Origin of the sequence: Floridaenema fluviatile BLCC-F154 (assembly GCF_041929135.1) — a bacterium.
GTDB lineage: Bacteria > Cyanobacteriota > Cyanobacteriia > Cyanobacteriales > Aerosakkonemataceae > Floridanema > Floridanema fluviatile.
The window spans coordinates 1-24,830 of sequence record NZ_JBHFNS010000091.1 but is presented as its reverse complement, the minus strand read 5'-3'; the positions used below and the strand labels follow the sequence as shown (position 1 = coordinate 24,830).

At 40.5% G+C, this 24,830-nt stretch carries 29 protein-coding genes; 12 read left to right on the top strand and 17 right to left on the bottom strand.

Going from position 1 to position 24,830, the window contains the following annotated elements:
• Nucleotides 1-127 precede the first annotated feature (127 nt).
• A complete protein-coding gene (gene clpS / locus ACE1B6_RS25360) occupies nt 128-454 on the top strand; it encodes an ATP-dependent Clp protease adapter ClpS (RefSeq protein WP_459563097.1) in 327 nt (108 codons plus the stop codon).
• Nucleotides 455-464: 10 nt separating this feature from the next.
• Complete coding sequence (locus tag ACE1B6_RS25355; protein WP_413260070.1) at nt 465-755, top strand: DUF2103 domain-containing protein; 291 nt, start codon at nt 465-467, stop codon at nt 753-755.
• A 139-nt stretch (nt 756-894) separates the two neighbouring features.
• On the opposite strand, the gene ACE1B6_RS25350 is transcribed toward ACE1B6_RS25355, so the two are convergent.
• The gene (locus ACE1B6_RS25350; RefSeq protein WP_413260069.1) at nt 895-1,218 is read right to left on the bottom strand and encodes a hypothetical protein; all 324 of its coding nucleotides are present in this window, start codon (nt 1,216-1,218) and stop codon (nt 895-897) included.
• 200 nt (nt 1,219-1,418) lie between these two features.
• Here ACE1B6_RS25350 and ACE1B6_RS25345 point away from each other — a divergent pair, with 200 nt between their 5' ends.
• Together ACE1B6_RS25345 and ACE1B6_RS25340 are read left to right on the top strand one after the other, a co-directional pair.
• Complete coding sequence (locus ACE1B6_RS25345; protein WP_413260068.1) at nt 1,419-2,000, top strand: Uma2 family endonuclease; 582 nt, start codon at nt 1,419-1,421, stop codon at nt 1,998-2,000.
• A 212-nt stretch (nt 2,001-2,212) separates the two neighbouring features.
• Complete coding sequence (locus ACE1B6_RS25340; RefSeq protein WP_413260067.1) at nt 2,213-3,682, top strand: bifunctional metallophosphatase/5'-nucleotidase; 1,470 nt, start codon at nt 2,213-2,215, stop codon at nt 3,680-3,682.
• Nucleotides 3,683-3,870: 188 nt separating this feature from the next.
• Here the strand turns inward: ACE1B6_RS25340 and ACE1B6_RS25335 are convergent, their stop codons facing one another.
• The 5 genes from ACE1B6_RS25335 to surE all read right to left on the bottom strand — a co-directional run bounded on the left by ACE1B6_RS25335 (nt 3,871) and on the right by surE (nt 8,001).
• Nucleotides 3,871-4,911 (bottom strand): DUF1611 domain-containing protein, encoded by a 1,041-nt coding sequence (locus tag ACE1B6_RS25335; RefSeq protein WP_413260066.1) that lies wholly within the window; start codon nt 4,909-4,911, stop codon nt 3,871-3,873.
• Between the two features lie 91 nt (nt 4,912-5,002).
• Nucleotides 5,003-5,458 carry a hypothetical protein gene (locus tag ACE1B6_RS25330; protein ID WP_413260065.1) on the bottom strand — a complete coding sequence of 152 codons (456 nt, stop codon included), beginning with the start codon at nt 5,456-5,458 and terminating at the stop codon, nt 5,003-5,005.
• A 134-nt stretch (nt 5,459-5,592) separates the two neighbouring features.
• Nucleotides 5,593-6,657, bottom strand: a complete 1,065-nt coding sequence (locus ACE1B6_RS25325) for a dipeptide epimerase (RefSeq protein WP_413260064.1) — start codon at nt 6,655-6,657, stop codon at nt 5,593-5,595.
• A gap of 93 nt (nt 6,658-6,750) precedes the next feature.
• Nucleotides 6,751-7,146 carry a hypothetical protein gene (locus ACE1B6_RS25320; protein ID WP_459563100.1) on the bottom strand — a complete coding sequence of 132 codons (396 nt, stop codon included), beginning with the start codon at nt 7,144-7,146 and terminating at the stop codon, nt 6,751-6,753.
• A 30-nt stretch (nt 7,147-7,176) separates the two neighbouring features.
• Entirely contained in the window at nt 7,177-8,001 is an 825-nt protein-coding gene (surE, locus tag ACE1B6_RS25315) for a 5'/3'-nucleotidase SurE (protein WP_413260062.1), read from the bottom strand.
• A 130-nt stretch (nt 8,002-8,131) separates the two neighbouring features.
• Between surE and pheS the strand changes: the two genes are divergently transcribed.
• Nucleotides 8,132-9,136, top strand: coding sequence for a phenylalanine--tRNA ligase subunit alpha (pheS, locus tag ACE1B6_RS25310; protein ID WP_413260061.1), 1,005 nt, complete (start codon nt 8,132-8,134; stop codon nt 9,134-9,136).
• 320 nt (nt 9,137-9,456) lie between these two features.
• On the opposite strand, the gene ACE1B6_RS25305 is transcribed toward pheS, so the two are convergent.
• The 4 genes from ACE1B6_RS25305 to ACE1B6_RS25290 form a co-directional block, all read right to left on the bottom strand.
• A complete protein-coding gene (locus ACE1B6_RS25305) occupies nt 9,457-10,932 on the bottom strand; it encodes a RecQ family ATP-dependent DNA helicase (protein WP_413260060.1) in 1,476 nt (491 codons plus the stop codon).
• Nucleotides 10,933-11,023: 91 nt separating this feature from the next.
• Complete coding sequence (locus ACE1B6_RS25300) at nt 11,024-11,374, bottom strand: type II toxin-antitoxin system PemK/MazF family toxin (protein WP_413260059.1); 351 nt, start codon at nt 11,372-11,374, stop codon at nt 11,024-11,026.
• Nucleotides 11,361-11,546, bottom strand: a complete 186-nt coding sequence (locus ACE1B6_RS25295; protein WP_413260058.1) for a hypothetical protein — start codon at nt 11,544-11,546, stop codon at nt 11,361-11,363. The genes ACE1B6_RS25300 and ACE1B6_RS25295 overlap by 14 nt, the downstream gene beginning before the upstream one ends.
• A complete protein-coding gene (locus ACE1B6_RS25290) occupies nt 11,527-11,916 on the bottom strand; it encodes a hypothetical protein (protein ID WP_413260057.1) in 390 nt (129 codons plus the stop codon). Before ACE1B6_RS25290 ends, ACE1B6_RS25295 begins: the two co-directional genes overlap by 20 nt.
• 6 nt (nt 11,917-11,922) lie before the next feature.
• Here ACE1B6_RS25290 and ACE1B6_RS25285 point away from each other — a divergent pair, with 6 nt between their 5' ends.
• The 4 genes from ACE1B6_RS25285 to ACE1B6_RS25270 all read left to right on the top strand — a co-directional run bounded on the left by ACE1B6_RS25285 (nt 11,923) and on the right by ACE1B6_RS25270 (nt 13,506).
• Nucleotides 11,923-12,255 (top strand): type II toxin-antitoxin system Phd/YefM family antitoxin, encoded by a 333-nt coding sequence (locus tag ACE1B6_RS25285; RefSeq protein WP_413260056.1) that lies wholly within the window; start codon nt 11,923-11,925, stop codon nt 12,253-12,255.
• A gap of 49 nt (nt 12,256-12,304) precedes the next feature.
• Nucleotides 12,305-12,568, top strand: a complete 264-nt coding sequence (locus ACE1B6_RS25280) for a type II toxin-antitoxin system Phd/YefM family antitoxin (RefSeq protein ID WP_413260055.1) — start codon at nt 12,305-12,307, stop codon at nt 12,566-12,568.
• Nucleotides 12,565-12,894, top strand: coding sequence for a type II toxin-antitoxin system RelE family toxin (locus ACE1B6_RS25275; protein ID WP_413260054.1), 330 nt, complete (start codon nt 12,565-12,567; stop codon nt 12,892-12,894). Before ACE1B6_RS25280 ends, ACE1B6_RS25275 begins: the two co-directional genes overlap by 4 nt.
• 168 nt (nt 12,895-13,062) lie before the next feature.
• Nucleotides 13,063-13,506, top strand: coding sequence for a GNAT family N-acetyltransferase (locus ACE1B6_RS25270; RefSeq protein ID WP_413260053.1), 444 nt, complete (start codon nt 13,063-13,065; stop codon nt 13,504-13,506).
• Between the two features lie 96 nt (nt 13,507-13,602).
• Here ACE1B6_RS25270 and ACE1B6_RS25265 read toward each other — a convergent pair whose 3' ends face one another.
• Nucleotides 13,603-13,857, bottom strand: a complete 255-nt coding sequence (locus tag ACE1B6_RS25265) for a hypothetical protein (protein WP_413260052.1) — start codon at nt 13,855-13,857, stop codon at nt 13,603-13,605.
• Nucleotides 13,858-13,861: 4 nt separating this feature from the next.
• Here ACE1B6_RS25265 and ACE1B6_RS25260 point away from each other — a divergent pair, with 4 nt between their 5' ends.
• Nucleotides 13,862-14,635 (top strand): transposase, encoded by a 774-nt coding sequence (locus ACE1B6_RS25260; protein WP_413260051.1) that lies wholly within the window; start codon nt 13,862-13,864, stop codon nt 14,633-14,635.
• 63 nt (nt 14,636-14,698) lie between these two features.
• On the opposite strand, the gene ACE1B6_RS25255 is transcribed toward ACE1B6_RS25260, so the two are convergent.
• From ACE1B6_RS25255 to labA, 6 genes are all read right to left on the bottom strand, one after another.
• A complete protein-coding gene (locus ACE1B6_RS25255; RefSeq protein WP_413260050.1) occupies nt 14,699-16,009 on the bottom strand; it encodes a GUN4 domain-containing protein in 1,311 nt (436 codons plus the stop codon).
• Between the two features lie 229 nt (nt 16,010-16,238).
• On the bottom strand, nt 16,239-16,733 hold the full coding sequence (locus ACE1B6_RS25250) for a hypothetical protein (protein WP_413260049.1): 495 nt from the start codon (nt 16,731-16,733) through the stop codon (nt 16,239-16,241).
• Between the two features lie 111 nt (nt 16,734-16,844).
• Complete coding sequence (locus tag ACE1B6_RS25245) at nt 16,845-17,234, bottom strand: hypothetical protein (protein WP_413260048.1); 390 nt, start codon at nt 17,232-17,234, stop codon at nt 16,845-16,847.
• Entirely contained in the window at nt 17,216-17,608 is a 393-nt protein-coding gene (locus tag ACE1B6_RS25240) for a hypothetical protein (protein ID WP_413260047.1), read from the bottom strand. Before ACE1B6_RS25240 ends, ACE1B6_RS25245 begins: the two co-directional genes overlap by 19 nt.
• 153 nt (nt 17,609-17,761) lie before the next feature.
• A complete protein-coding gene (locus ACE1B6_RS25235) occupies nt 17,762-19,381 on the bottom strand; it encodes a 2-isopropylmalate synthase (protein ID WP_413260046.1) in 1,620 nt (539 codons plus the stop codon).
• Nucleotides 19,382-19,567: 186 nt separating this feature from the next.
• Nucleotides 19,568-20,086: a low amplitude/bright protein LabA gene (labA, locus tag ACE1B6_RS25230; RefSeq protein ID WP_073592306.1), complete on the bottom strand. Its 519-nt coding sequence runs from the start codon at nt 20,084-20,086 to the stop codon at nt 19,568-19,570.
• A gap of 1,381 nt (nt 20,087-21,467) precedes the next feature.
• On the opposite strand from labA, the gene ACE1B6_RS25225 reads away from it, so the two are divergent.
• Both ACE1B6_RS25225 and ACE1B6_RS25220 read left to right on the top strand, forming a co-directional pair.
• Nucleotides 21,468-23,963, top strand: coding sequence for a CHASE2 domain-containing protein (locus tag ACE1B6_RS25225; protein ID WP_413260045.1), 2,496 nt, complete (start codon nt 21,468-21,470; stop codon nt 23,961-23,963).
• 263 nt (nt 23,964-24,226) lie between these two features.
• A partial coding sequence (locus tag ACE1B6_RS25220) for a hypothetical protein (RefSeq protein WP_413260044.1) occupies nt 24,227-24,830 on the top strand: 604 nt, incomplete at its 3' end.

The following is a 24,830-nucleotide window of genomic DNA, read 5'->3' as shown; positions in this document are numbered from 1 at the left end:
GATTTTTGATTAATAGAGTTTTGAGTAAAAACTAAAAATTTGGGATTTTACTCAGCTTTGTCAGTTCTCCATTAATATAGATGATAAGTAGTTGTATCAATTTATTAAGTAATTCGGGAACTGCACCATGACTAAAATACTTTCAGCAGCAATCTTTGGGATGGCAACAGCGCCAACTCAAGCTCCTGAACGCGCTAGTCAAGTTAACCGCAAGCTTTACCCCAATTACAAAATAATTGTGCTGAATGATGATTTAAATACTTTTCAGCACGTTCATGATTGTTTGGTGAAGTATATTCCTGGGATGTCGAGCGATCGCGCTTGGGAACTCACAAATCAGGTACACTATGAAGGTCAAGCTATTGTTTGGGTTGGCCCTCAAGAGCAAGCGGAACTCTATCATCAGCAATTGAGTCGTGCTGGATTAACAATGGCTCCTCTAGAAGCAGCATAAACATCAAAATATGAATAACTCCCCCGGCGGTAGGTTAGTTCTCACTCATTCCACCCACATTCCCGGTTTAATTGCCGTTTTGGAACGTCTCGCTAAGTATAGTGGCATTCAAACAATTACTCCCGCCGTAATCGGTAGAGCTAAAGGACATTCCCCTCGCTTGCAATTAAAAGTTTCGGTGCCAATCCGTGGTGGATTTAAATTAATTGCTCGCCAGGGTAAAACTTTTCAGGAAGTTTTTATTATTACTAGCTGTCAACAAGATGAATTAGAAGCAGCAATTTTTCAAGCTATGAAATGAGATGAAAAATTGCTGCTTATCAATTGATACTTTGCGATTTGATAATTAATCAGACTACCAACTATTACCGGGACAAATGTATTCGCTGTTGCTTGACTTCACTAAAATGTCCCGATCGATTATGGATAGCTATTAATAATTATTTTGCTACTTGCTGTAAAGAGAAGCGGTGTAAAGGGAGAATCATTACACAACAAACTGTCAAAAAGTAAGAGATAGCTGCGGTAATCTGCAAACTCATCAATAAAACATCCCAATCAGGTAATTGCAGCTTTTGAGAAAAATCAGCAAGGCAATAAACTATCCAGTAAGTGAAGATCATTAAAAAGAGCGATCGCTCCGTTTCTTCATTCTCATTTACTTGAGTTGGCTTGTTGCTATTAATTAGCCAAAGCCCAGCAATAGAGCCAATAAAAGAAGCTAAAAGTAAATAATCATGCCAGTGCAAATTTTCGATTTGCATATCTCTATTTATTCCCAAAATTTCAATGGAAATCAGTCTAAGGGATTACCGTTCCTCAAACAAAGCAATAGTTACAAAATTCAATAGCCCTTAACACTTTGTTTCTTTTCCCCTGACTTTTTCCTCAACAATATCTTAAAATAAAGGCAAAATTCACAGCAGTAACTTTCTCGCCGCCTGTGCATAGCACTAATCACACCATGACTCAAGCTAAACTGCGATTTCAAAGCTTTGAAGAATACCTCGCCTTCGATGATGGAACAGAAAACTTCTATGAGCTATTTAATGGAGAATTAATTGCCATGCCACCAGAGTCAGGATTTAATGTAGAAATTGCCAATTTTTTATTTTCTATACTATTATCAATTGTTGGTCATCGTAGGGTTAGGGGACATGGTTTAGAATTAGAAGTTAGAGGAGAACCGAAAAACCGCTATCCTGATTTGACTGTAATTCGAGAAGAACATATTCAACAATTAAAAAACCGGAATACAATCCGACTTGAAATGAATCCACCTTTGTTAGTAATAGAAGTAGTAAGTCCGGGAGAATTACAAAGAGATAGAGATTATATTGCCAAAAGAATACAATATCAAGATCGGGGAATTCCTGAATATTGGATTGTCGATCCACAATTAGAAACTGTATTAGTTTTAGAGCTAGTAAATAATGTTTATGTAGAAATTGGGACTTTTCGGGAGAGCGATCGCATCCCTTCCCCGATATTTACCGAATTAAACTTAACTGCTGCTCAAATTTTTGCTGCTAGTAGTTTAAGTTAATCAGGTTTAGTCAAAATTACTAAGGGTAAATTTATAAAAAGTTTACAGATAATATGTGTCGTAAGTAGTATATTAGAGTTTGAAAAAATATAGTTAGTTTGTTAGTAGTCCTAGAAAAAATGGTTGCTTTTACAGCTAAATTTTCTGAAATAGGACTGCTGAAAATGAACTGGCTAGTTTTCCAGTACCACAAACTTTAGAGGCAAAAATTGATGATCACTACCGAGCGTTTCAAAAAGTTTACGATTCTACACTCTAATGATATGCACGGAGACTTTCTCGCAGAAGCGAAGAGTGGAGAAGGTAATCTAATAGGTGGACTGTCGCTACTTTCTGGATATATTAATAAGGTACGTGAAGAAGAGAAAAACACGCTTTATGTGATTTCTGGAGATATGCTCCAGGGTTCGATGATTGATACGGAATTTAAGGGACTTTCAACTATAGAAATTATGAACTACCTAGCGCCAAATGTAGTGACGCTGGGTAATCATGAATTAGATTATGGATTTCCGCATTTATTGTTTCTGGAAAAGATGGCAAATTTTCCGATCGTCAATGCTAACTTGTATATCAAAAAGTACGGCAAACGATTGATGAATCCCTATCTAATCCTGAATGTTGATGGATTTGATATCATGTTCATTGGCATTGTGACTGAAGAAGTTCTGAAAGCTTTAAAACTAGACACAAGTATTAGTACTTTTGTTGGTTTGGAAGATGCTGCCGCAGAAGTTGGAAAAATTTGCAATACTTATAAAAACGAGGATATTGACCTCACAATTCTGCTCACTCACATTGGTTTTGAAGAAGATAAAAAACTAGCGGCGATGCTAGATCCAGCATGGGGTGTGGATATGATCATTGGCGGACATTCCCATACATTTTTAGAACAACCTGCACAGGTTAACAACATTTTGATCGCACAAGCTGCCGTAGGAACAGATCAAATTGGACGTTTCGATATTGTAGTAGATGATGATACTAACAGCATTGTGGAATGGAAGTGGCAGCTAGTTCCTATAAATAACACTGTAGCAGAGCCAGATGTTGTTTTGGAAAACTTTATTGCTACCTATAAAGAAGAAGTCGATCGCAAATATAATCGAATTGTTAGCCGATTAGCACGTCAACTAACTCATCCTAAGCGTGAAGAAGAAACTGCATTGGGCAATTTAATTACTGATATTTTTGCCCAAATAGATCTGCTGGATGTAGTCTTGATTGGAAGTGGTTCGATCCGGGGATCAGAATTAGGGCCATTGGTAACATTAGGGGATTTGAAAAAAGTTTACCCTTATGATGGGCCGCTTTATAAAGTGAAAATTACTGGGGCACAGCTGAAACACATTTTTAGCTACATTATGAGAACAGAGAACCGAATCCCTGGCGAAGGTAATTGTTTCCAATTGAATAAAGGAGTTCAGGCAGTTTACAATGATGCTGACAAGAAATTAGAATCTTTAAGCATTAATGGCAATCCTGTACAAGACGATGCACAATACGCGGTTTGTCTCCAAGAATATCATTACAAAAATTCAGGAATTAGTCTAAACATGACAGCTGAAGAACTCGGTACTCCCAGAGTAGTGACAACATCTGCACAACAAGTTCTGGAAGAATATCTCAGTTCTAATCAACTTCTAGATAGCGAAATTGAAGGAAGATTGGTGTACAAATAGGAGTGATTAGGGCGATCGCATTTTGGAGAAAGTGCGATCGCCATTTTCAAAGCACAGTAACTTACTTTGCACTTGTAGTTTTAATCAGAACATTCATAATTCACTTCCCTTTAAATATTATCTCTCTCCTCCCTCTTCCCTTCGCGTTCTACCCTTCGGGAAGGCTTCGCCTAATGCGTCTTCGCGGTTCAATTCAAAACTGCATTTAACAACAAATCAGCCCCAAAACGCACTACATCTGTACAAGGCAAACCTGTTTCTATCTTAACTTGCTCGATCGCACTTCCAGCCCTTTCCTCATCCAAATGTGCGGTATTCAGTGCGATCGCACTCACCCTAACCTCAGCAAAAGCACCCGCACAAAAAGCCACACTTTCATACAATTTCACCACCTCTTTTAAAGGCGGAATCACAACATGAGGAAGGTTGCGAATGTGTGTTTGTCCTGCCCGATGTACTAATATTAAATGTGTGGGTTGAGAACCGCGCAAAAGTGGTAAAGTTGCCGTCGAACCTGGATGTAAAAGCGAACCTTGTCCCTCTACAAACAGAATTTCATTTGCTTCGCCATGACGCATTACTAACTGTTCAACTGCGCCAGCAGCGAAGTCAACTCGCACCGCATCTAAAGGTATTCCCTCACCTGAAATCATAATTCCTGCTTGTCCAGTTCCCAGGAATTTTGATTTTAATCCTCGGTTTTGTGCGGTTTTATTTAACTCCAAAGTAGTTGACATTTTGCCAACTGCCATATCAGTTCCAACGGCTAAAATACGAAGGCAAGATAGCGATCGCGCCTTTGCACTACCAACACCTAAACCCGCAGGTTCTTGACGTATATCCCAAATCCATTGTTCGGGTTTTATTAACTTTTGAATCTCTGGATCTTTGCCTAATACAGTGTGTAACCCATTCATCACCGATAAACCAGCAGCTACCCCTTGTCTAATTTCTTGTAACCAAGGATCTGGTAAAATTCCCCCAGAAGGTGCAATGCCAATTGCTAATACATCGGGATGGTAAGAAAGCGCCTCTGCTACTGATGCTACAATTGGTATATTGTGAGGAATTCCTGTTAGTTTGGGGAGAGATTTTCCGGCTGATTCTTGGTCGATTACTGCTACAATTGGCGATCGACTATAGCGTAAAAGTGCTAATCCAGTTTTACCATTAGTACCCGTAATTCCTTCATGAAGTAAGATAGCTAATTTTTGGTTAGGTTGCAGCATAGTTAATCACTTTTATAATTGAATGAATTACTCGACCTTAGTCCGCGTAGGCGGACTTTGTTTGTGTAGACGCGGTTTTAACCGCCGAGTCTTATTTTTTCAAAACACTCCCAGAACATCTAACATAAGAAAATTTCGCATCTTCGGGATTATCAAATGTTAATCCTTCACTGGCGTTAGCGTTCCATTCTCCCTTCAAAGTTCTGCGGGTTAGTTCATGGATATCTACTACAGAACCTCCCATATTTGGGCCATCACCAATGATAATAGAATTGGGGTTTTGCGGAGATGTTACATAAATTCCTTGATAGGAAGTTTGCCAACGTCCATTCTTTTTCTGCATCCAAATGTATTGACCTTTGCGGGTATAAATATAACGACTTTGATTACATTTTCCCGGTGTACTCCATTCACCTATTAGCAAGTTTTGATTAATTTTCGTCATCGCTGCTAAGGTTCCTTGAGTGAAAGCGAAAAATAAGAAAAACAGATAAACAAAAGAAATTTTCAGAGTTTGACGGCGAGACTTAAATAAATGTTGTTGCATAGCTTTTTGCCTTGTGATTAAGAAATTTCTTTACCCTCTGTTGCTAAGCCGTTACGCATTTAAAAGTCATATTGTAGGGTGCGTCAGATTTAGATATTTTCCTTTCTATATCAGGCTTTACCGTTTGACGCACCCTACTCATTAATAAGTGATTTAAATGCGTAATAGCTTATCCCCAATCCTGGTAAGTCATTGGGTAATAAACGTCCTTCTTTAATTATTGCACCTTTGAAGGGATCGTCTAGTAAATTTAGGTGACTATCTAAATCTAAATAATCTGCTAATGGCGCAAGGTGGGAAAGGGCGGTATTTGCTAGGGAACTATCAGAATAACAACCAAACATTATTTTTAATCCGCAAGCTTTGGCTGTATTAATCATTCTCATTGCTTCAGTTAATCCGCCAGATTTCATCAATTTAATATTGATTCCATCTACTTTATCTGCTAAACTGGGAATGTCTTTGCTGGTAAAACAACTTTCATCGACAAAGATGGGAAGCGGGGATTTTTGCTTGAGTTCTAGTAGGTTTTTTTCCTCTCCTTTTTCTAAAGGTTGTTCAATGTATGTAACGCCATATTCGGCTAACCATTCACACATTTTTACCGCATCTTCCCAACTCCAACCGCCATTAGCATCGACGCTAAATTTTGCTTGGGGTACTTCTTGGTAAACTGCGGTAAACATGGATCGATCGGCTGCGATTCCTTGGGGATTTCCTAGTTTTATTTTAAATACTTTGGCATCGAGAAAGTTTATCCAATCTCGCACTCTTTGTACCGCAGCTTCGGGGGTGTTGATGCCAACTGTAACTGAGGTGGGAACGATGTTATTACAGTCTAAACCCCACAATTTCCACAGGGGTAAACCTGCTTTTTTTCCCATCCAATCATGTAATGCTACGTCTATTGCTGCACAGGCGGCTGAAGGTAATTTGGTTTCAATAAAAACTTGTTCTATTTGTTGTCTTTGGGAAGGGTGAAATTGTTCTAATTTAGGGGCGATTTGTTGGAGAGTTTCTTGGAGAAATGGGGTTTTTTGCGGGGAGTTGCCAATAGAAAAAGGTGAAGCTTCTCCCCATCCGGTGATTCCTTCGGCGGCGATTTCTACCCAAATGTTTGTGCTTTGGGATGTTGTTCCTCTACTGATGGTTAAGGGGAAGCGTTTGTTTACGGTGAAGGTTTTTATTTGGATTTTCATGCGTTGATTAGGTTTGATTAGAACGCAGATGAATGCAGATAAACGCAGATAAACGCAGATGTTTTTCTTGATCTGTGTCTATCTGCTAAGTTTTTATTCTTGAATTATGGGAACTTGGAGTAAGTCTTGAAAATAGAATTTTAGCTTTTGGCAAAATTCTGGTCTTTGGTCAAATTTTTCGGTGCGAACTGGGTGGCGATTTACGTCAAGTGTCCAACCATAATCGCTGCTGAAGCGTAATTTTCCTTGCCAGTCAGAGAGGGAAATAACTAATTGATTGGCGGGGGTGTTATCTATTCCTTGAATGCGAAATACATAGTTAAAGTTGTTTTGTTTTGCTGCTGCTACTGTGGAGGATTGACCGAATTTTTCTTTGAGGCGGTTTCCTACTGTTTCGGCTAAACCTGGTCGATCGATATCTTCTAAGGTTTTGACGGCTAAGGTGAGGGCAAAATAAAATTCTTCAACGGGTACGAAGTCTAATTGCATTGTTAGTTGGTTGGTCATTTTTGAGTTAGATTAAGAGGGAATATTTCCTAGTTGCCAATCGTCTGTTATCTTTCCCCATTTTTGTAAATCTTGCAATCCTGAACCGTAAGTTAAGTCATATTGCAATGGGGTGATGGTGATACAATTTTTGCGGATTGCTTCTACATCTGTGAGAATTTCTGGTGGTAAAAAAGGATGGGTTTGGGATTCGATTTCTTCCTGTACTTCTCCGGTTAACCAATAGTAAGTTTTACCGCGAGGATCGATGCGTTTTTCAAATACGTCAAAGTAGCGACGTATTCCTTGGCGAGTGATTGCTACTCCGCCAATTTCTTCCCATTTTACAGGCGGTACGTTAACATTTAACAACGTTAATTGTGGTAATGGTTTTTTTGCTAAACGATCTAATAAAAGTTTGGCAAAATTCGCCGCAGGTTGAAATTCTCGGTGGGTAAAACTAGTTAAACTAAAAGCGATTGCGGGTATTCCTTCAATTACTCCTTCCATTGCAGCGGAAACTGTTCCCGAATATAAAATATCTGTGCCTAAATTTGCACCGTGATTGATGCCGGAAAGTACATAGTCGGGAGGGCTATCTAATAATGCCCAAATGCCTAATTTCACACAATCGGAAGGTGTTCCCGAACTTGCCCAAGCTTTTACCGAGGGATGGAAAACTGATTCTACCACTTCGGCGCGAATGGGATCGTGTAGGGTTAAACCATGCCCGGTTGCCGATCGCTCGCGGTCAGGACATACTACACTAACATCATGGCCTGCCTCTGCCAAAGTATTGGCTAAGGTGCGGATGCCAAGTGCGAAAATACCATCATCGTTACTGATTAAGAGTTTCATATTTTGATTTTCAGAGATCGTGAGCTTCGGATCAACCGCAGTTCTAAAAAAAGAGCGAAAATCTCTTAAACTGGTAGCGATAGGTTGTGTTTACCCACACTTTTCCCCTTCTGTTTGACAATAGATTAGCATGACGAATCAGCCGAATGAATTAGAGGCAAAACTAACAGCGTTAAAAGTTGACGCGCAAAAAGCGATCGCCGCTGTTAATACTTTACCCCAACTCGAAGAATTGCGAGTTGCCTATTTAGGTAAAAAAGGTCAACTTTCCCAAATTTTAGGAGGTTTGGGTAAACTTTCCCCAGAAGAACGTCCGAAAATTGGCGCGTTAGCGAACGAAGTTAAAGAAGCTTTGCAAACTGCTTTAGAAAGTCAGAAATCATCTTTACAAGCAGCGGAAATTCAAGCGCGGTTGGAAGCAGAAACTATTGATGTTACAATGCCCGCTGTTTATCGCCCGCAAGGTCGAGTACATCCGATTAATAGTACTATTGATAGGGCGATCGATATTTTCGTCGGGATGGGCTACACTGTGGAAACTGGCCCAGAAATGGAAACCGATTACTATAATTTTGAAGCCTTAAATTTCCTCCCAGATCACCCCGCCCGTGATATGCAGGATACTCTCTATTTACCTGATGGAAATTTGTTGCGAACTCACACTTCCAACATTCAAATTCATTATATGGAAGAGAACGATCCACCAATCAGAATCATCGCGCCTGGGCGTTGTTATCGGCGGGATACTGTTGACGCTACCCACACCGCAGTTTTCCACCAAATTGAGTTTTTCGCTGTTGATGAAAACCTAACTTTCACCGATTTGAAAGGCACAATCAAAGAGTTTTTGCATCAAATGTTCGGTGAAGAAATGGAAATTCGTTTCCGCGCCAGTTATTTCCCATTTACTGAACCTTCCGCCGAAGTTGATATGCGATGGAAAGGTAAATGGTTGGAAATTATGGGTTGTGGAATGATCGATCCAAATGTGCTCAAATCTGTTGGTTACGATCCTGAAACTTACACAGGTTTTGCCGCAGGTTTTGGGGTAGAAAGAGTCGCTTTATTGTTGCACCAACTTGATGATATTCGCCGTTTATATAGTAGCGATTTGCGCTTTTTGCGGCAGTTTTGATGAGGGACTAGGGACTGGGGATTGGGGATTGGGGATTGGGAAAAAAGGAGAAATAAGTAACTTCAATTTATTCTATATTTCCAGTCTTTTTGGTCTGTTTTTAATCCTGAGATCCCCCCCAACCCCCCTTAAAAAGGGGGGAGTAAGAATTTAAAAATTTACCTTAAAAAGAGGAAGTAAAAAGTTCAAAGTCCCCCTTTTTTAAGGGGCAAAGTTCAAAGTCCCCCTTTTTTAAGGGGCAAAGTTCAAAGTCCCCCTTTTTAAGGGGGATTTAGGGGGATCTCAATCTAATGGATAACCTTGAAAAAACGCCCCAGTCCCTAGTCCCCAGTCCCCAGTCCCCTCTTCCGGCAGTTATCACAATGTCCACATTTCATCTTCTGTGCTTCTTGGGAAAAGCCAAAGGCGTTTAACAGAAATTGCCAGCGACATTGGCGAGTTTGCAAATATTTCTCCATCTGTTTCGCTGCGTCGAATTGATTAGAACTTTGGCTTTTTTCCCCTGGTTTAATGCTATAATTAAAAGGGTCAAGCCAGGATAATTTATTCATACTATGTAACAAGGATAAAGCTATTGCAGCTTCGGGGAATTTGCGGGAAATTTCATTAATATTGCCTTGTTTAGGTAGTTTGTTTAATAGTTGTTGGGCTTGTCGTTGTTGCGATCGCAATTTCCCCTCAAAAAACTCCCGTCTTTGCTTATCCCCAGAATCTAAAAATCCCGTCGGTTCACTCATTAATAATAACGCTTGGGAAACTTTCCCATCTCTCCCCGCCCGTCCAATTTCTTGCACATATTCCGAAAGTAATAATGGTGGTTGAAAATGAATTACCCACCTAACATCCGGTTTATTTATCCCCATTCCAAACGCGGAAGTACAAATAACAAAAGGTACTTTTCCCGAAATCCAATCTCTTTCCATTTCGCGCCGTTCTTGGGGATGTAAACCTGCGTGATAAGCTGCAGTTGTGCAACCTTTTTTTCGCAACCATTCGGCAAGTTCTTCGCTATCTTTGCGAGTTCGCACATATACTAAACCCGCTTGTTTTGGTCTGGCTTGAATAAATTTTAGCAGTCGATGTTTCCGTCCGCAAGGTGTCCAAGCGATTTGAACTTTTAAGTTGAGATTATCTCGATAAGGGTTGAGGCGGAAAATTTCTGGTTGTTGTAATTGTAATACGTTTTGAATAGTTTTTTGGGCGAAAGGATCTGCGGTTGCGGTGAAAGCTGCGATCGCCATTTTACTACCCAATGGTTTATCCTTAAGTAAAGCATCTCTTACCGTTCCCAACCTTCGATAAGCTGGGCGAAAAGTATCACCCCATTGCACCAAACAATGTGCTTCATCTAATATCAACCCATTAATTTTTAACTGTGGTTGCGCTAACCGTTCCCAAACAGGTTTACTCAGCAAAGTTTCAGGAGAAACATACAGTAATCTTAACTTTTGTTGTTCCAAAGCTGCTAAAATTCGCTTGCGTTCACCAGTCGATAACTCACTATGTAAAAGTGCTGCGGGTAACTTCCGCTGACGCAACTCTTGCACCTGATTTTCCATCAAAGCTACCAAAGGCGAAACTACTAAAGTTAACCCAGTTTGTAGCAAAGCCGGAAGCTGAAAACAAATCGACTTTCCCCCACCAGTGGGCATAATAATCATTGCATCTTTCCGTTCCAATAAGCAACGAATTACCTCGCCTTGTGGCGGACGAAAATCATCATAACCCCAAATCTTTTTGAAAGTTTCCCTAACCCTTTCCCAAGACATAGAATCAGAAAAATCATCTGCGTTCATTTGCGTTTATCTGCACTTATCTGCGTTCTAAAAAAAATATATAATGAAAATTACCATTCCCAGTTTTTCTTAAGCAAAAATGAATGAAGACTTAAAAAGCAATGCCAAGAGCTTTTTTCAAAGCCTCTTGTACTAAAATCTGAATATCTGTTGGTAATATCCCTAACTGTTTCTGAAATATTGATTCACTTACAGTTGCAATTTTATCTGCTCTAATTAAAGATTGCTTTTTCAGACCAGTTTGGGAAAATTCGGGATGATTTTCGTCAATTAAAACCCAAGTATCGCGTAATTGGTCAACAGGTACTTTTGAGAAAATACCCAAAATGATGAATTCTTCTCTATGAACTGCTAAAACAAGAGCAGGTCTGAGTTTTGTGGAAGTTAGATCGCTAAATGGAAACCGCACTAACCAAATTTCTGTAGGATTAGGTTTCGTCATTATAAATATCTTCCTCTGGATCGTTCCACTCGGCAAATCCTGTTTCTGCTAACTGCATCATTGTGAGATTTTCCACTCTTTCCTCAATATCTGCCATCAGTGCAATAAGTTGTTCGACAGGTAGCTGGAAAATCATTTCTTTGATTTCTTCTTTAGTTAAATTTGATGTCATAACGGTTATCCCTCTCCGCTAATAAATATGAAACTGAACCTCGATGCACATTACCTAAAGCATAATCTCGTTCCGACTCTGCCACTTCTTGCAATAGTTGTTCGCGACGCTGTTGTTTGAGTCGCTTATCGATGATATCGATCAGAATAGCTTGTTCGTCGGGAGATAATGCTTCTACTACTTCAATTGCTTTTTGTAAGGTGGATGTTTTTTCTGCCATATTGATCGGTGAAATTGGGCTAATTTTATTGTAAGCGATCGCGAAGTTCCTAGTATTGTTATTTAGTCGAAAAATTGCTAAATTAAAAAAATCAGGAGCTTGTAAAAAGTTGAATATAGTTGTATAATAGAATTCAATTAATCTGTACATTAACTAATGCTATCTTACAAAATAACATCTGCAAGTGATGCAAAAAATGATTTTTTAAATTTGTTAGACCAGGTAGTAGAAAATCGTCAGGTCTATATCATTAACCGTCGTGAAGGTGAAAATGTAGCATTGATCGCTGAGTCAGATTTGCTAAGTTTGGTTGAGACGGTTTACCTTTTGCGATCGCCTGCAAATGCCCGTCGGTTAATGGATGCGATCGAAGAGTCTAAAACAGGAAAAATTGAACCTCAAACTATCGCAGAACTTCAACAGGAGTTGGGGATTGACAAAGAAGAAAAAAAAAGAAAGCCGATCCCGATGAAGTTAAGCCAATTGTAGTTAATCGTACTCAGGGTTTTAGTTCTCAATTTATTGCTAAAATAAATAAATGGCTAAGTATTTAACTATTAGTGAAGCACAAGAAAAACTGCCAGAATTACCAGATGAGTTGACTGATGATTTGGCGATCGTCACCAATAACGGTCAACCTGTGATGGCAGTTATTAGCTATGAGCAGCTAACATCTATTTTAGAAACTCTTGATATTCTGTCTGATTCTGAGTTCGCCAATCGACTGAAAGAAAGTATAGTCCAAGCAGAACGAGGAGAAACAATTTCTTGGGAGGAAGCTAAAAGGAAATTAGGACTATGACAAGTCCAAACCAAAACAATTTAGAATACACAATTGAACTGACTCCCTTAGCATTAGAAATGCTAGCAGAAGTCAAAGATCGGCGGGAACAGCAAGCATTGAGCGATCGCATCAATAAACTGAAAACCGATCCAGAAAAACAAGGTAAACCTTTAGTAGATAAGCTTCAAAGTTATTTTAGCGTGCGGGCTGTCGGTCAGCGATACCGCATTATTTATCGAATTTTGCAAGAGCGAGTGGTAGTTTTAGTGGTAGCTATTGGCAGGCGCAAAGAGGGAAATAAAAAAGATATTTATGCAATTATGGAGCGATTGTTAGAGGAGTAAGCAATCAGACAGAAAATGTCTAAAATATTCTGATGATTTTCTAGCTGCGATCGCACCACTAAAAAATAATTTAAAACTATCTATTCCGATCGTATTTGACAACTATGCGATCGCCTTAACAATTAATATATAATGAAACTTCCCATTTCCACTTTTTCTTAAGCAAAAATGAATGAAGAGTTAAAAAATCGATTTTCCATCAGCACAGACAAAGGGAAATTGAACATAGAAACAATTCACAACTTCCTAAATAACTCCTATTGGGCGCAAAATATACCTTTATCAGTTGTGCAAAAATGTATTGACAACTCTTTCTGTTTTGGAGTTTATGAAGGTGATAAACAAGTAGGATTTGGTAGATTAATTACAGATTATGCGACTTTTGCCTATTTTTCTGATGTGTTTATTTTAGAAGAATATCGCGGTTTAGGTTTGGGTAAATGGTTAGTTGAAACAATGTTACAGCATCCCGAATTACAAGGTTTGCGCCGATGGTTGTTAGCGACAAAAGACGCACAGGAACTTTATCGACAATTTGGGTTTCAAGAGGTGAAAAATTCTGATTCCTTTGCGTTTATGGAGATTTTTAGAGGGAATGTTTATCAGCGGTAGATTCTAACAGTAGGGTGCGTCAGAAATTCAAACCTTGATACTGTTGAGTAGATTTATGGTCTGACGCACCCTACAACTTTGATATTCCTGACATTTTTAAACCTCTTCTTCATCGGGTAAAGTTTCAATTTCATCCCCAATTAAATCGGGTAAATCTTCTGTATGTACGTGCAAGTGAGAGACTGCGCCAGTTAGTTCAGCTAGAATATCGCCTTTTTGATCGTCTGTTAGATTAGGTAATTTTAGTTGTGTTAGTAGAAATAGTACTGTTTCGCATTCTTCTCCTAATTCGTTTAACAAAACTGAGAGAGTAGAATTAACTTTTGATAGGTTCCCAATTTTTGAAACCATAACCATGCCTCGGCAGCAACGTCAACTACTATCAGGATACTCCTATCACATCACCACTCGCTGCAACAACCGTGAGTTTCGCCTAACACGATTAGAATGTCGAGAAGTGTTTCTTTACGCCATTAAAAAAGCACAGGACAAATACCAATTTAAACTCTATGCTCTTTGTATAATGAGCAATCACGTTCATTATTTGCTACAACCAGCACAACCAGAAGATTTACCGAAAATTATGCACTGGTTGAATTGGTACACTGCGATGTGTTTTAATCGAATGCTGAATCGGACTGGGCATTTTTGGGAAAAACGCTATCACAGTACGGGTTTTCCTAATACCGATAAGCGCAGGGCTTTAAATACTTTACGCTACATTCACGCCAACCCGAAAGCAGAGGGAATCCAACAAGGGTTTTTTTACGACTTCAGCAATTATGGCATTCACGACAGATTAGGCGATGATGGCATTACGCAATGGCATCCTGCTTTTTTGTCTCTCGGTAAAACGCTGGATGAATGCGCCGCTAAATATCGGGGTTTCTGTAAAAAATACCGCCCTCAACCAAAATCAGACAAGAAAAATCATTGGGGTAGTCGTCTGTTAGCGGGAATGAAAATTAAATGCAAAGCCAAAAAATCCGCCCCTGGACAGATGTGCTTTCCTTGGGGCGAGTGGGAAGCAACTGACCCGGAAATTGCAGAGGTGGCAGAAAAGTTTGTTCAGGCTAATTCTTATTATCCGACCTCAGTGCCAGGTATCGGAAAGCCAGAATCCTCATAGCTTCGAGGAAATTCCCTCTGTTGCAATTCTTAAAAATTTTCCGAAAGCCTTATAGGTTACAATTTACAAGTCTCGACGCGAGAGAAGAGATGAGATCCGCCGAAGCCATGGTCTTGACAACACCAACCGGGCAGGGAGATGCCCCCCAGGGGCATTGAGGGAGAAGGTGAGGTCTTCGTATGATTTCCAGTTGTCTTTTTTCATCTCATACCAGCCTACGCGATCGGCAAACTTCTTGTAAATCTCCCAATCACTAACTCCAGGTTTTCCCCCAACACTTTCCCAAATGCGCTTTTGTACAGAAAAACCAAAGCGCCCATTGCTGTATTTTACCCAAAGTCGGTCAATGGTGCGAAGGTCAGTACAGGGAAAATTTTCGATATGTTCGACATCTAACCAACCTTCCTTTTCCCTTCCAGCAACTTTAAGCATTACTTTAGCAGTTTCTAAATCCGCCTCTCGCCAATTTCCCGCCTTGAGTAAATCCCGTAATCTCTGGTAATCTACCCCTTTATCCGAACTATCCGAACTTAAATCATCCGAATCAGACTCAAATAATCTCAACCATTCTGTTACCGACTGCGGACGTTTTTCCGCTTGTAACTTCATTCCCTCAAGAATACCGTTCCGCACCAAATCACTAACATTATTGGGTATCACCAAAGAATCTCTAACCACTCTGTTAGGCGAAGGAGGCGGAGTTTTTGCAGTCAACAAACAATAAAGCGTCGCAGCTAAAGCATAAACATCAGTAAACTCTCCCCGACGTTCTTGTTCATCATACTGCTCAAGCGGTGTAAAACCAGGAGTTCCCGCCCAAGTATGCGTTTGAGTAAGATTAGGAATAAACTCTCTAGCAATGCCAAAATCAATTAAAACTGCTTCTTCACCCCCCTTATTAAGGGGGGATTGGGGGGATCGCACCATAATATTTTGTGGTTTCAAATCTCGATGCAACAAACCTTTATCATGAACAACAGTTAACGCCTCTCCAATTTGCCGAATATAACGCAAAGCTTCCGCTTCCGACAGACAACCGCGATTTTTTACCCGTTTCCACAAATCCTCCCCCGCAACATATTCCATCGCAATGCAGGGAAGCGACTCGTCATTAAACGCATTGTCAATTTGAACAATGTGAGGATGTCTGCAAAGTGCAATTCGTAACGCCTCATCTCGGAAATTATGCTGATATTTTTCCCGAAAATCAGCAAAATCTGGGTTAGTCATCACCTCATCTTTCAAGGTTTTGATGACAACAAATTCGCCTTTTCGGTTTTTCGCCAGATAGGTGATGCCAAAACCGCCCTCGCCTAGCTTGCTTTCGATAATATAGCGGTTTCCGTGTAGATTTTTGCCTTTAGGCCAAATCATGACCGAATTTTAATAGGTTAATCAGTTAAATTGTGGCATAGATATTGGGCGAATGGAATTCGCGTCTACACAGACAAAACCTGCCTTCGCAGGTTATTAAGATGAATATATGGCGAATGGAATTCGCATCTACACAGACAAAACCTGCCTTCGCAGGTTTTAATTTTAGTCCGCGTAGGCGGACTTAGTTTGTGTCGCCCCAGGTTTTAACCTGCGGGTGCCTTGTTTTTCAACCTCCGGGTGTCTTATTCGGTGTCACCTGTACAGGTGGCGATGGTGTGGGGGGATTTTCTGTTGGTGGCGAATTTGATTTTAACCAAGCCAAAATTGTTACAATTGCGCCTAAAATTGTTGCTATTGCGGCTATTGCCCCCAACCATTCTAATGTATTCCAATTCGGCAATTTAGGTTTTGCAGACTTCAACCCCAATAAATTTAACCATTCCTGCATTGTTTGGGGTCTTTCTTCCGGCGCTAAAGCCATGCCTTTGCGAATTGCTTCATCTACTTTATCACTAATTTGCGAGTTTATCTGTTTTGGTGGAACTAATTTGGCTTTATTTCTGCTGCGTTTTTCCGCACTGGGCGGCACTTCTTTTGTCAATAGAAAATAAAGCGTCGCCGCCAATGAATAAATATCAGTATAAGCCCCTCGTTCTGCATTGACATCGTAAAGTTCCATCGGTGCAAAACCATCAACCGTTGTTGAATTAACCGTAGTCAAAGGGTTAAAAGGATCTAGTTTACATCAACATCTGCGTTTATCCGCGTTCATCTACATTCATCTGCGTACTAAAAAAGAACTCAGGCAAAAACAGATAACTTACAACTATCACTATAGTTCTGCTTTCCAGACTATATGCGATCGCCTTGCTAACAAACCCGCAAACCGTTCTGCTTCTACTAAGTTATCTTCTCGATGTAATAGACCAATTATATTTGCATGGTTTGCGGAATCCTGTTCTACATCCAAACCAATTTCTCTAATTTTTCCAACTTCAAGGCTGGCAATCCCGTAACATTTGCGAAATAACAAAGCACATTGTTCTGGAGAACAAACACTTGCTAAATTGACAGAAAGCCCGGATTCATTAGGTCGCAAAAAATAAGCATCTGACTTAACCTTTCCGGTGTCTTCATCAATCCATTGTTTTCGCAGTATTGCTCGATAAACGATCGCATCTTCCGACAATGGCTCAAAGTTTCTCACACTTGATTTAGCCATTCTAACCACTGAACTAAAATAGGAGTTGTCACACTTTTTTCAACAGCGTAATTTTCCCCAAATTCATGATACAAATACGCTTGTTGATTAGCATCGGCAGGGCAGATTAATCGGACTTCACATTCAGGTTCTAATTTGCTCCATGTTAACCGAATACTACCTTGCTCATCCGTCGAAGCCGAAGCTCTGGGAAAACTATCCCCCATTATTTCATAAGCTTCTACAACCAAACGCATCGCCAATTTAAAAGCTGATTGACTTGGCTGTAAAATTCCATACTCATCTGTTTCATCCTCTTCTAGGAGAGCAATAAGTCGTTTCAATGTCACTGCAATATCACTACTAGAAGGTTTTGCTGATTGAGCAACGGTCATATAACTTACTCAATTTAAGTTAATTTTCTTCTTTATTCTAACATTATTAAATACATTCAATCATTTACCATCTGTGTTCATCTGTGGACATCTGTGGTTAAAAAAAGCACGAAAGGAAACCTCCCTTCGTGCCAAAAATTAACCTTTCAAAACCTAAACAGAAGCAGCAGCAGAAGTATTTCCCTCAGCTTTATCAGCTTCCTCCTGCTTTTTCAACGCCGCATAAAGACGATTCAAAGCATTAACATAAGCTTGAGCAGAAGCGACAATAATATCAGTATTTGCCGAATGACCAGAGAAAATCCGATCGCCATACTTCAACCGAATAGTAACTTCCCCGATCGCATCAATACCCGCAGTCACCGACTGAACAGAAAACTCAATTAACTGATTCGGCACATTTACCACTCGGTTAATTGCCTTATAAACCGCATCAACAGGGCCAGTACCGATCGCCGCATCAGTCAACTCTTCCCCTTCAGGAGTTCGCAAAGTTACTGTTGCCGTTGGACAAGCATTACTACCACAAGAAACCTGTACTAATTCTACCCTAAAAAGGTCAGGTGCTTGTTGAATTTCATCATTAACAATTGCTTCCAAATCCCAATCAGAAATCTCTTTCTTCTTGTCAGCAACTTCCTTAAACTTAATGAAAGCTTTGTTTAATTCGCTTTCTGCAAGTTCAAAACCCAACTCTTTCAACCGCGCCCCAAAAGCATGACGACCGGAATGTTTACCCAAGACAATTTGATTGTTATTTAAACCAATCAATTGGGCATCCATAATTTCATAAGTGAGTTTATTTTTCAACACTCCATCTTGGTGAATGCCAGATTCATGGGCAAAAGCATTCGCCCCTACGATCGCCTTATTCGGTTGTACCAACATCCCAGTTAAATTAGAAACTAACCGCGATGTTTTGTAAATTTGCTGAGTGTCAATATTAGTTAATGATTCTTCCGAATCAACTGGACGACCCAAGTAAGGATTGTAATATTGTCGCCTTACATGAAGCGCCATTACTAACTCTTCCAAAGCAGCATTTCCCGCCCGTTCGCCAATACCATTAATGGTACATTCTAATTGTCTGGCACCATTTTTTACTGCTTCCAAAAAGTTAGCAACTGCTAAACCTAAATCGTTGTGTCCGTGAACCGAAATAATCGCTTTGTCGATGTTGGGAACGTTTTCTTTAATCCCCTTAATTATCCCCCCAAATTCAGCGGGTGTGGTGTAACCAACAGTATCAGGAATGTTAACTGTAGTTGCGCCAGCTGCGATCGCCCTTTCCAACACCTGATACAAAAATTCTGGATCGCTTCGTCCTGCATCTTCTGGGGAGAATTCCACATCATCCACAAAGGATTTCGCATAAGCAACCATTTCTTCGGTAATTGCTAAAACTTCCGATCGCGTCTTTTTCAACTTGTATTGCAAGTGAATATCAGAAGTAGCAATAAAGGTGTGAATGCGAGGTTTTGCCGCAGGTTTTAAAGCTTCCGCAGCGGTTTGAATATCCTTTTTCACCGCCCTTGCCAAACTACAAATAGTTGGCCCATCTGCTGTTCCAACTGTTTGGGCAATTCGATTTACCGCCTCAAAATCTCCCGGACTCGCTACCGCAAATCCCGCTTCAATAATATCAACTCCCAAACGTGCTAATTGCTTGGCAATCAACAATTTTTCATCTACATTTAAAGTCGCGCCGGGGCACTGTTCCCCATCGCGCAAAGTGGTATCAAAGATAATAATCCGGTCTGGTTGGGTGTTCATTTTTTTCAGCCTCCTGTAACTGAAAAGCATTGAAACTTAACAATTTTTCATCACTTAATCATTTGGGAATAAGTAATAGGTAACTGACTTTTGGCAAGCAACTACCATCCACCAATTACCTATTACTTTTTTAACCATTCATGCTTGACCTAGAGGTAACATCTATTACTAATTAGCGTGACAACATTAATAATCTATTTTCTCAATGTGTTCGCGAATATCATTTAGGTCGATGTATCTATCTGTGGCATTACGTAATTCTCTTGCTATCATTCCTTCAGTAGAAACTACTGTGATATGAGTATTTTTTGACCGGAGAAGTTCGATCGCCCTTTCAAAATCTCCATCTCCGCTAAATAAAACCACTTGATCGTATTGATCGACAGTATTGAACATATCCACAACGATTTCTATATCTAAATTTGCCTTTTGTGAATATCTTCCAGAACTATCATCGTAATACTCCTTAAGAATCTTCGTCCGAACTGTGTAACCCAAACTAATTAACGCATCCCTGAATCCTCTTTGATCTTGCGGATCTTTTAATCCTGTATACCAAAAAGCATTGATTAGATTTATATCTGGATCGTTAGTGAAATACTGCAAAACACGACGGGGATCGAAAAACCAACCATTTTTTTGTTGGGCGTAGAACATATTGTTCCCGTCTACAAAAATAGAAAGACGGTTCTTGGAATTAGCCATAGAAACTTACTGCTAAAATTTGTAGAAAAGTATTTAAGTGGAATACTCAATTATAGCAACTCTGCCTCACCAAAGTTAATAAGAAGTCTTTTAGTAAATAACCAAACTTTTATTTATACTTCTTCCAGCTTAGAAATTGTCTATATAATCGAGTTTCCTAGAGGGGATTGACTTTCATAGAGTGGACTTGGGACTGCCGATCCTAATTTTCACTCTACCTTACTAAATTTATTCCGTTGATTGGTTGTTAGCCGTAATCTTAGTCCATATTTTCCTCCTCGAGTAAATTTACTGAATTTTTATCTATCTCTAGCCTAGCTCTGTGAGAACCTATCCACTGGTATCACCTGTTTCAGGGTTCTGAGTCAGCTAAGTTTATTTTACTAACTAAGCTACTTGACAAAAAGAAATTTTTACCTACTTGTTTAACAATCAGAGAAATTCTTAGTAGAGTGGGCTAAGTTAGTCGTTTTCCATCAGTTACTTCCTCTTAACATTTCTAAGTAATACTAGCCTAGCTATGTTTGAACACAACTACAGGCTTCTGTTTTCTGCTTTCCTTGCTTAGACAGTAAACTTACGTCTGAGTTACAAGGTAACTTAACCAATGGTAAGTCCTAACTGTAAACTATCGGAAAGTAGATTTACATCGGCGCTAGACAAGCATAAATTAACAATGTAGTCAGGTTAGGACAGAAAGTGTACCAAGGTCAAGAAGCCAAACTATTCATTTCAAAGTAGGTGAGGAGGGATATCAGCTAACTTTCCGCTGCCATTGGCTTTGCTGAGTATCCGATCTAAATCTAAAACTATGTAACTATTTAAATAACTTTTTGGGCAATTTCAGTAAAGCTTCACTTTATTAAGTAACTGCTGACACTAGCAAATTAGCTATCCTGCTATTCTAATTTTGAGCTATCATTAACATTTGCTATTGGTAGTTGGTTAAATTTACCACTTATTGTATGTAATGTATCAATAAATTTAAGTTTTATATTTCGATAGTAAAACTAATAGTAGAGTCAGTGAGTAAAGAAGAAATCTCCTGTATTGTAATGAGATAAATTCCCAATTGCGATCGTCCATAATAACACTTGTATAAAAAAATACGAGTTTCTTAGCAAAGGACGCGGTGGATAATCTGCCGATCGCAGTTATACTAAGCAGAGAGTTAAATTGTTAAATAGCGCCCAGAGAATCCACAATAGACCTGTTGGTAATTAATTGCCAGCAAGTCAGACTATTGATAATAAACTAAAAATATATCTTTAGTAATAAAGAAGTTTCCCGAATAGTAGCTATTCTAAGGAATGGATAAACAACAAAACATTAAAAACTACAAATAATAAATTATCAAGTGAATGTTAAGAGGTGAAAAAATATGTCTTTAGACCCAGCCCTACTATCCAGTAACTTAGATGAAACTACTACAGAACTACCTCCAGTAAAAAGCAAATTAACTAGCTCGAAGCCAACAGTCAAGACTTCGCCTCGTAAACGTTTCAATCGTTGGGGTCATGTTTTTGCAGGACTGTGTGCTGCCGCCGCCGCGATCGCTACCGGAATGAACGGAAAATTAGTACAAAATTTTGAATATGAAATCCAAAATCTATTTTTTCAACTCCGAGGGCCAGTAGCTCCACCTGATAACATTGTTATTTTAGCGATCGACAACGACACATTATCAATTCCCCAGCAATTATATCAAATCAATCCTCAAGAAAACAGTAACTTAGAGCCATTACAAGGCTTTCCATTTAAAAGAACAGCTTATGCAGAAGTAATAAACAAACTGATGGCAGCGGGGGCAAAATCTGTCTCTGTAAACGTGGAATTTGTCGATCCTAGCAGTTACGGAACCGCAGACGATCGCCGCTTAAAACAAACCTTACAGCGATATGCAGGTCGAATCACATTACCAGTAGCTTACGACGAATCAAACACACCTACTGGGCCCAGAGTGCAGCTAATAGAACCGTTATCATTATTACAAACAAATCCGATTTCTCTGGGTTCAATTAACTATTTATTAGAGCCGAACGGAAAAATTCACCGCCTTAGTAGTGCCTATCGTCAGAAATTAGCAGAGAATTATAAACACCAACTGCAAGCCACCGACAACCTGAAACTGAGAAAACCAGGATTTGATTTTGCTGAAGCAACATTGCAAGCAGCTAGAATAGCTCATCCTCCAACCAAAGGCGACCTAATAAATTTCTCTGGCCCCAAAGGAACATTCAATAAAATTTCCTTTTGGCAAGTACTATCGCCAAAAGAATGGCAAAATATCAGTCATGAATTTAAAGACAAAATTGTATTAATCGGAGCCACAGATACCAGCTTAAAAGATTTTTATCCCACGCCATTTTCTCCTGATATGCCAGGAGTAGAAATTCATGCCAATGCGATCGCCACCCTACAGCAAGGAACAGCACTCGCCAAAGCAATTCCTAACTCATTTGTAGAAGCTGTATTAGTGCTAATAGGTGTTAGTGGAGCCGCGATAATACTCAACAAACAAAAAAGTAACTTCAAGAGACTAAGTTACACCACAGGCATCATAATTGCCTGGGGAAGCATCAGTTATATCGCCTTTATTCATGGGTACAAAATCTTACCTACAGCTATGCCAATAATGGCGATCGCCCTCACCGGAATTAGCTATTCCACAACCGAAGCAGCCCAACAAAAAGTCAAAAAACTCTTACTCCACCAAACCTTAAAGCGATATGCAACCTCACCAATAGTTAAACAAATTATTAGCCAACAAGACGATCTAGCCGACTTACTTCCCATTCAAGACCTCGAATCATCCAGCAAAACAGTTGGTGGTCGCTACGAAATAATTAAAATTTTAGGTGCCGGAGGATTTGGCGAAACCTACATCGCCCAAGATACCCAGCGACCAGGAAATCCATTATGCGTCGTCAAACAACTGAAACCAGACATTCATAACCCCAAACATTTAGATCTCGCCAGACGATTATTTCCGCGAGAAGCAGAAGCATTAGAAAGACTAGGTAAACACGACCAAATTCCCCAACTTTTAGCCTACTTTGAAGAAAACGAAGAATTTTACCTAGTCCAAGAATTCATTGATGGACATTCCTTAGAAGACGAATTACCACAAGGTAAACAACTTTCCGAAGCTGAAGTCATCAATATGTTAAAAGAACTCCTCCCAGTTTTAGAATTTGTTCATAACAATGGAGTTATCCATCGAGATATTAAGCCCAACAACATTATTAGACGACACTGCGATCGGAAATTAGTCCTGATTGATTTCGGCGCAGTCAAACAAATTAGTACTCAAGTACTCAACAGTGACGGCTCAACTCGCTTCACAGTCGCAATTGGTACACAAGGTTACGCACCATCAGAACAATGTAGCGGTAGACCAAGACCAAACAGCGACATTTACGCATTAGGAATTACAGCAATTAAAGCCCTCACAGGAGTTTCTCCTACGCAATTAATTCAAGACACAAAAACCGGAGAAATTTTGTGGACGCATAAAGTACAAGTAAGCCCAGAACTAGCAGCTATTGTTAGCAAAATGGTGTATTACGACTTCAATCAAAGGTATCAGACCGCAACCGAAGTAATAGAAGATCTTTTAAACTTAGCCAATTCTCCTAATTATCTTTCTCCGGCAATAGAAAACATATCAGAAAGAACAGATCCCATAGAATTAAATAGTCCTACGAGAAACTGGACAGAATATTCCCTAGAAATCACAGAAGCTTCAGAACAGGAAATTGATACCAAAAACTGGACAAATGATTCCTTAGAAATGACAGATTCTTCCGCAACTGAGAGTCCGACAAAAAACTGGTCTGTTGAATCTCAAACCTTTTTACTTCCACCTAAAAACTAATAAAAACTAAATTATCACCAATCAGAAAAGCTATTCATTAATTAAAACTTTTACAGCAAGTTGAGTCTGTGAATGAAGAATCCTCGTTTCTTTAGACCGAGGAGTATCAAGACTCCTGATTTGCGACAGTTCTGAGGGACAGTTCTGAGTGCAGAGTCTAGGCTCGAAGAAACCCCCGTCACGAAGCTGTGACGGAGGAGTTTTTAACTAAGCTCTACCACTGTTAAGCCTCTAGTGGCGGCGGTGGCGGTGCTGGTGGTTGTATGGGTGGCGCTGGTGGTGGCGCTGGTGGTGGCGCTGGTGGTGGCGCTGGTGGTGGCGCTGGTGGTGGCGCTGGTGGTGGCGCTGGTGGTGGCGCTGGTGGTGGCGCTGGTGGTGGCGCGGGTTCTGGCGGTGGCGCTGGTGGTGGCGCGGGTTCTGGCGCTGGCGGTTGTATGGGTGGTGGCGCTGGTGGCGGTGGTGCGGGTTCTGGCGGGGGTGGCGGCGCTGGCGGCGCTGGTGGTGCGGGTTCTGGCGGCGCTGGCGGGGGTGGCGGCGCTGGTGGTGCGGGTTCTGGCGGCGCTGGCGGCGCTGGCGGCGCTGGTGGCGCTGGTGGTGCGGGTTCTGGCGGCGCTGGCGGCGCTGGCGGCGGTGGTGGTGGCGGCGGTGGTGCTACCACTGGCGGCGGTGGTGGTGGCGGCGGTGGTGCTACCACTGGCGGTGGCGGTGGTGGTGGCGGCGGTGGTGCTACCACTGGCGGTGGCGGTGGGGGTGGCGGTGGTGCTACCACGGGCGGCGGTGGTGGTGGCGGCGGTGGTGCTACCACTGGCGGCGGTGGTGGTGGTGGCGGCGGTGGTGCTACCACTGGCGGCGGTGGTGGGGGTGGCG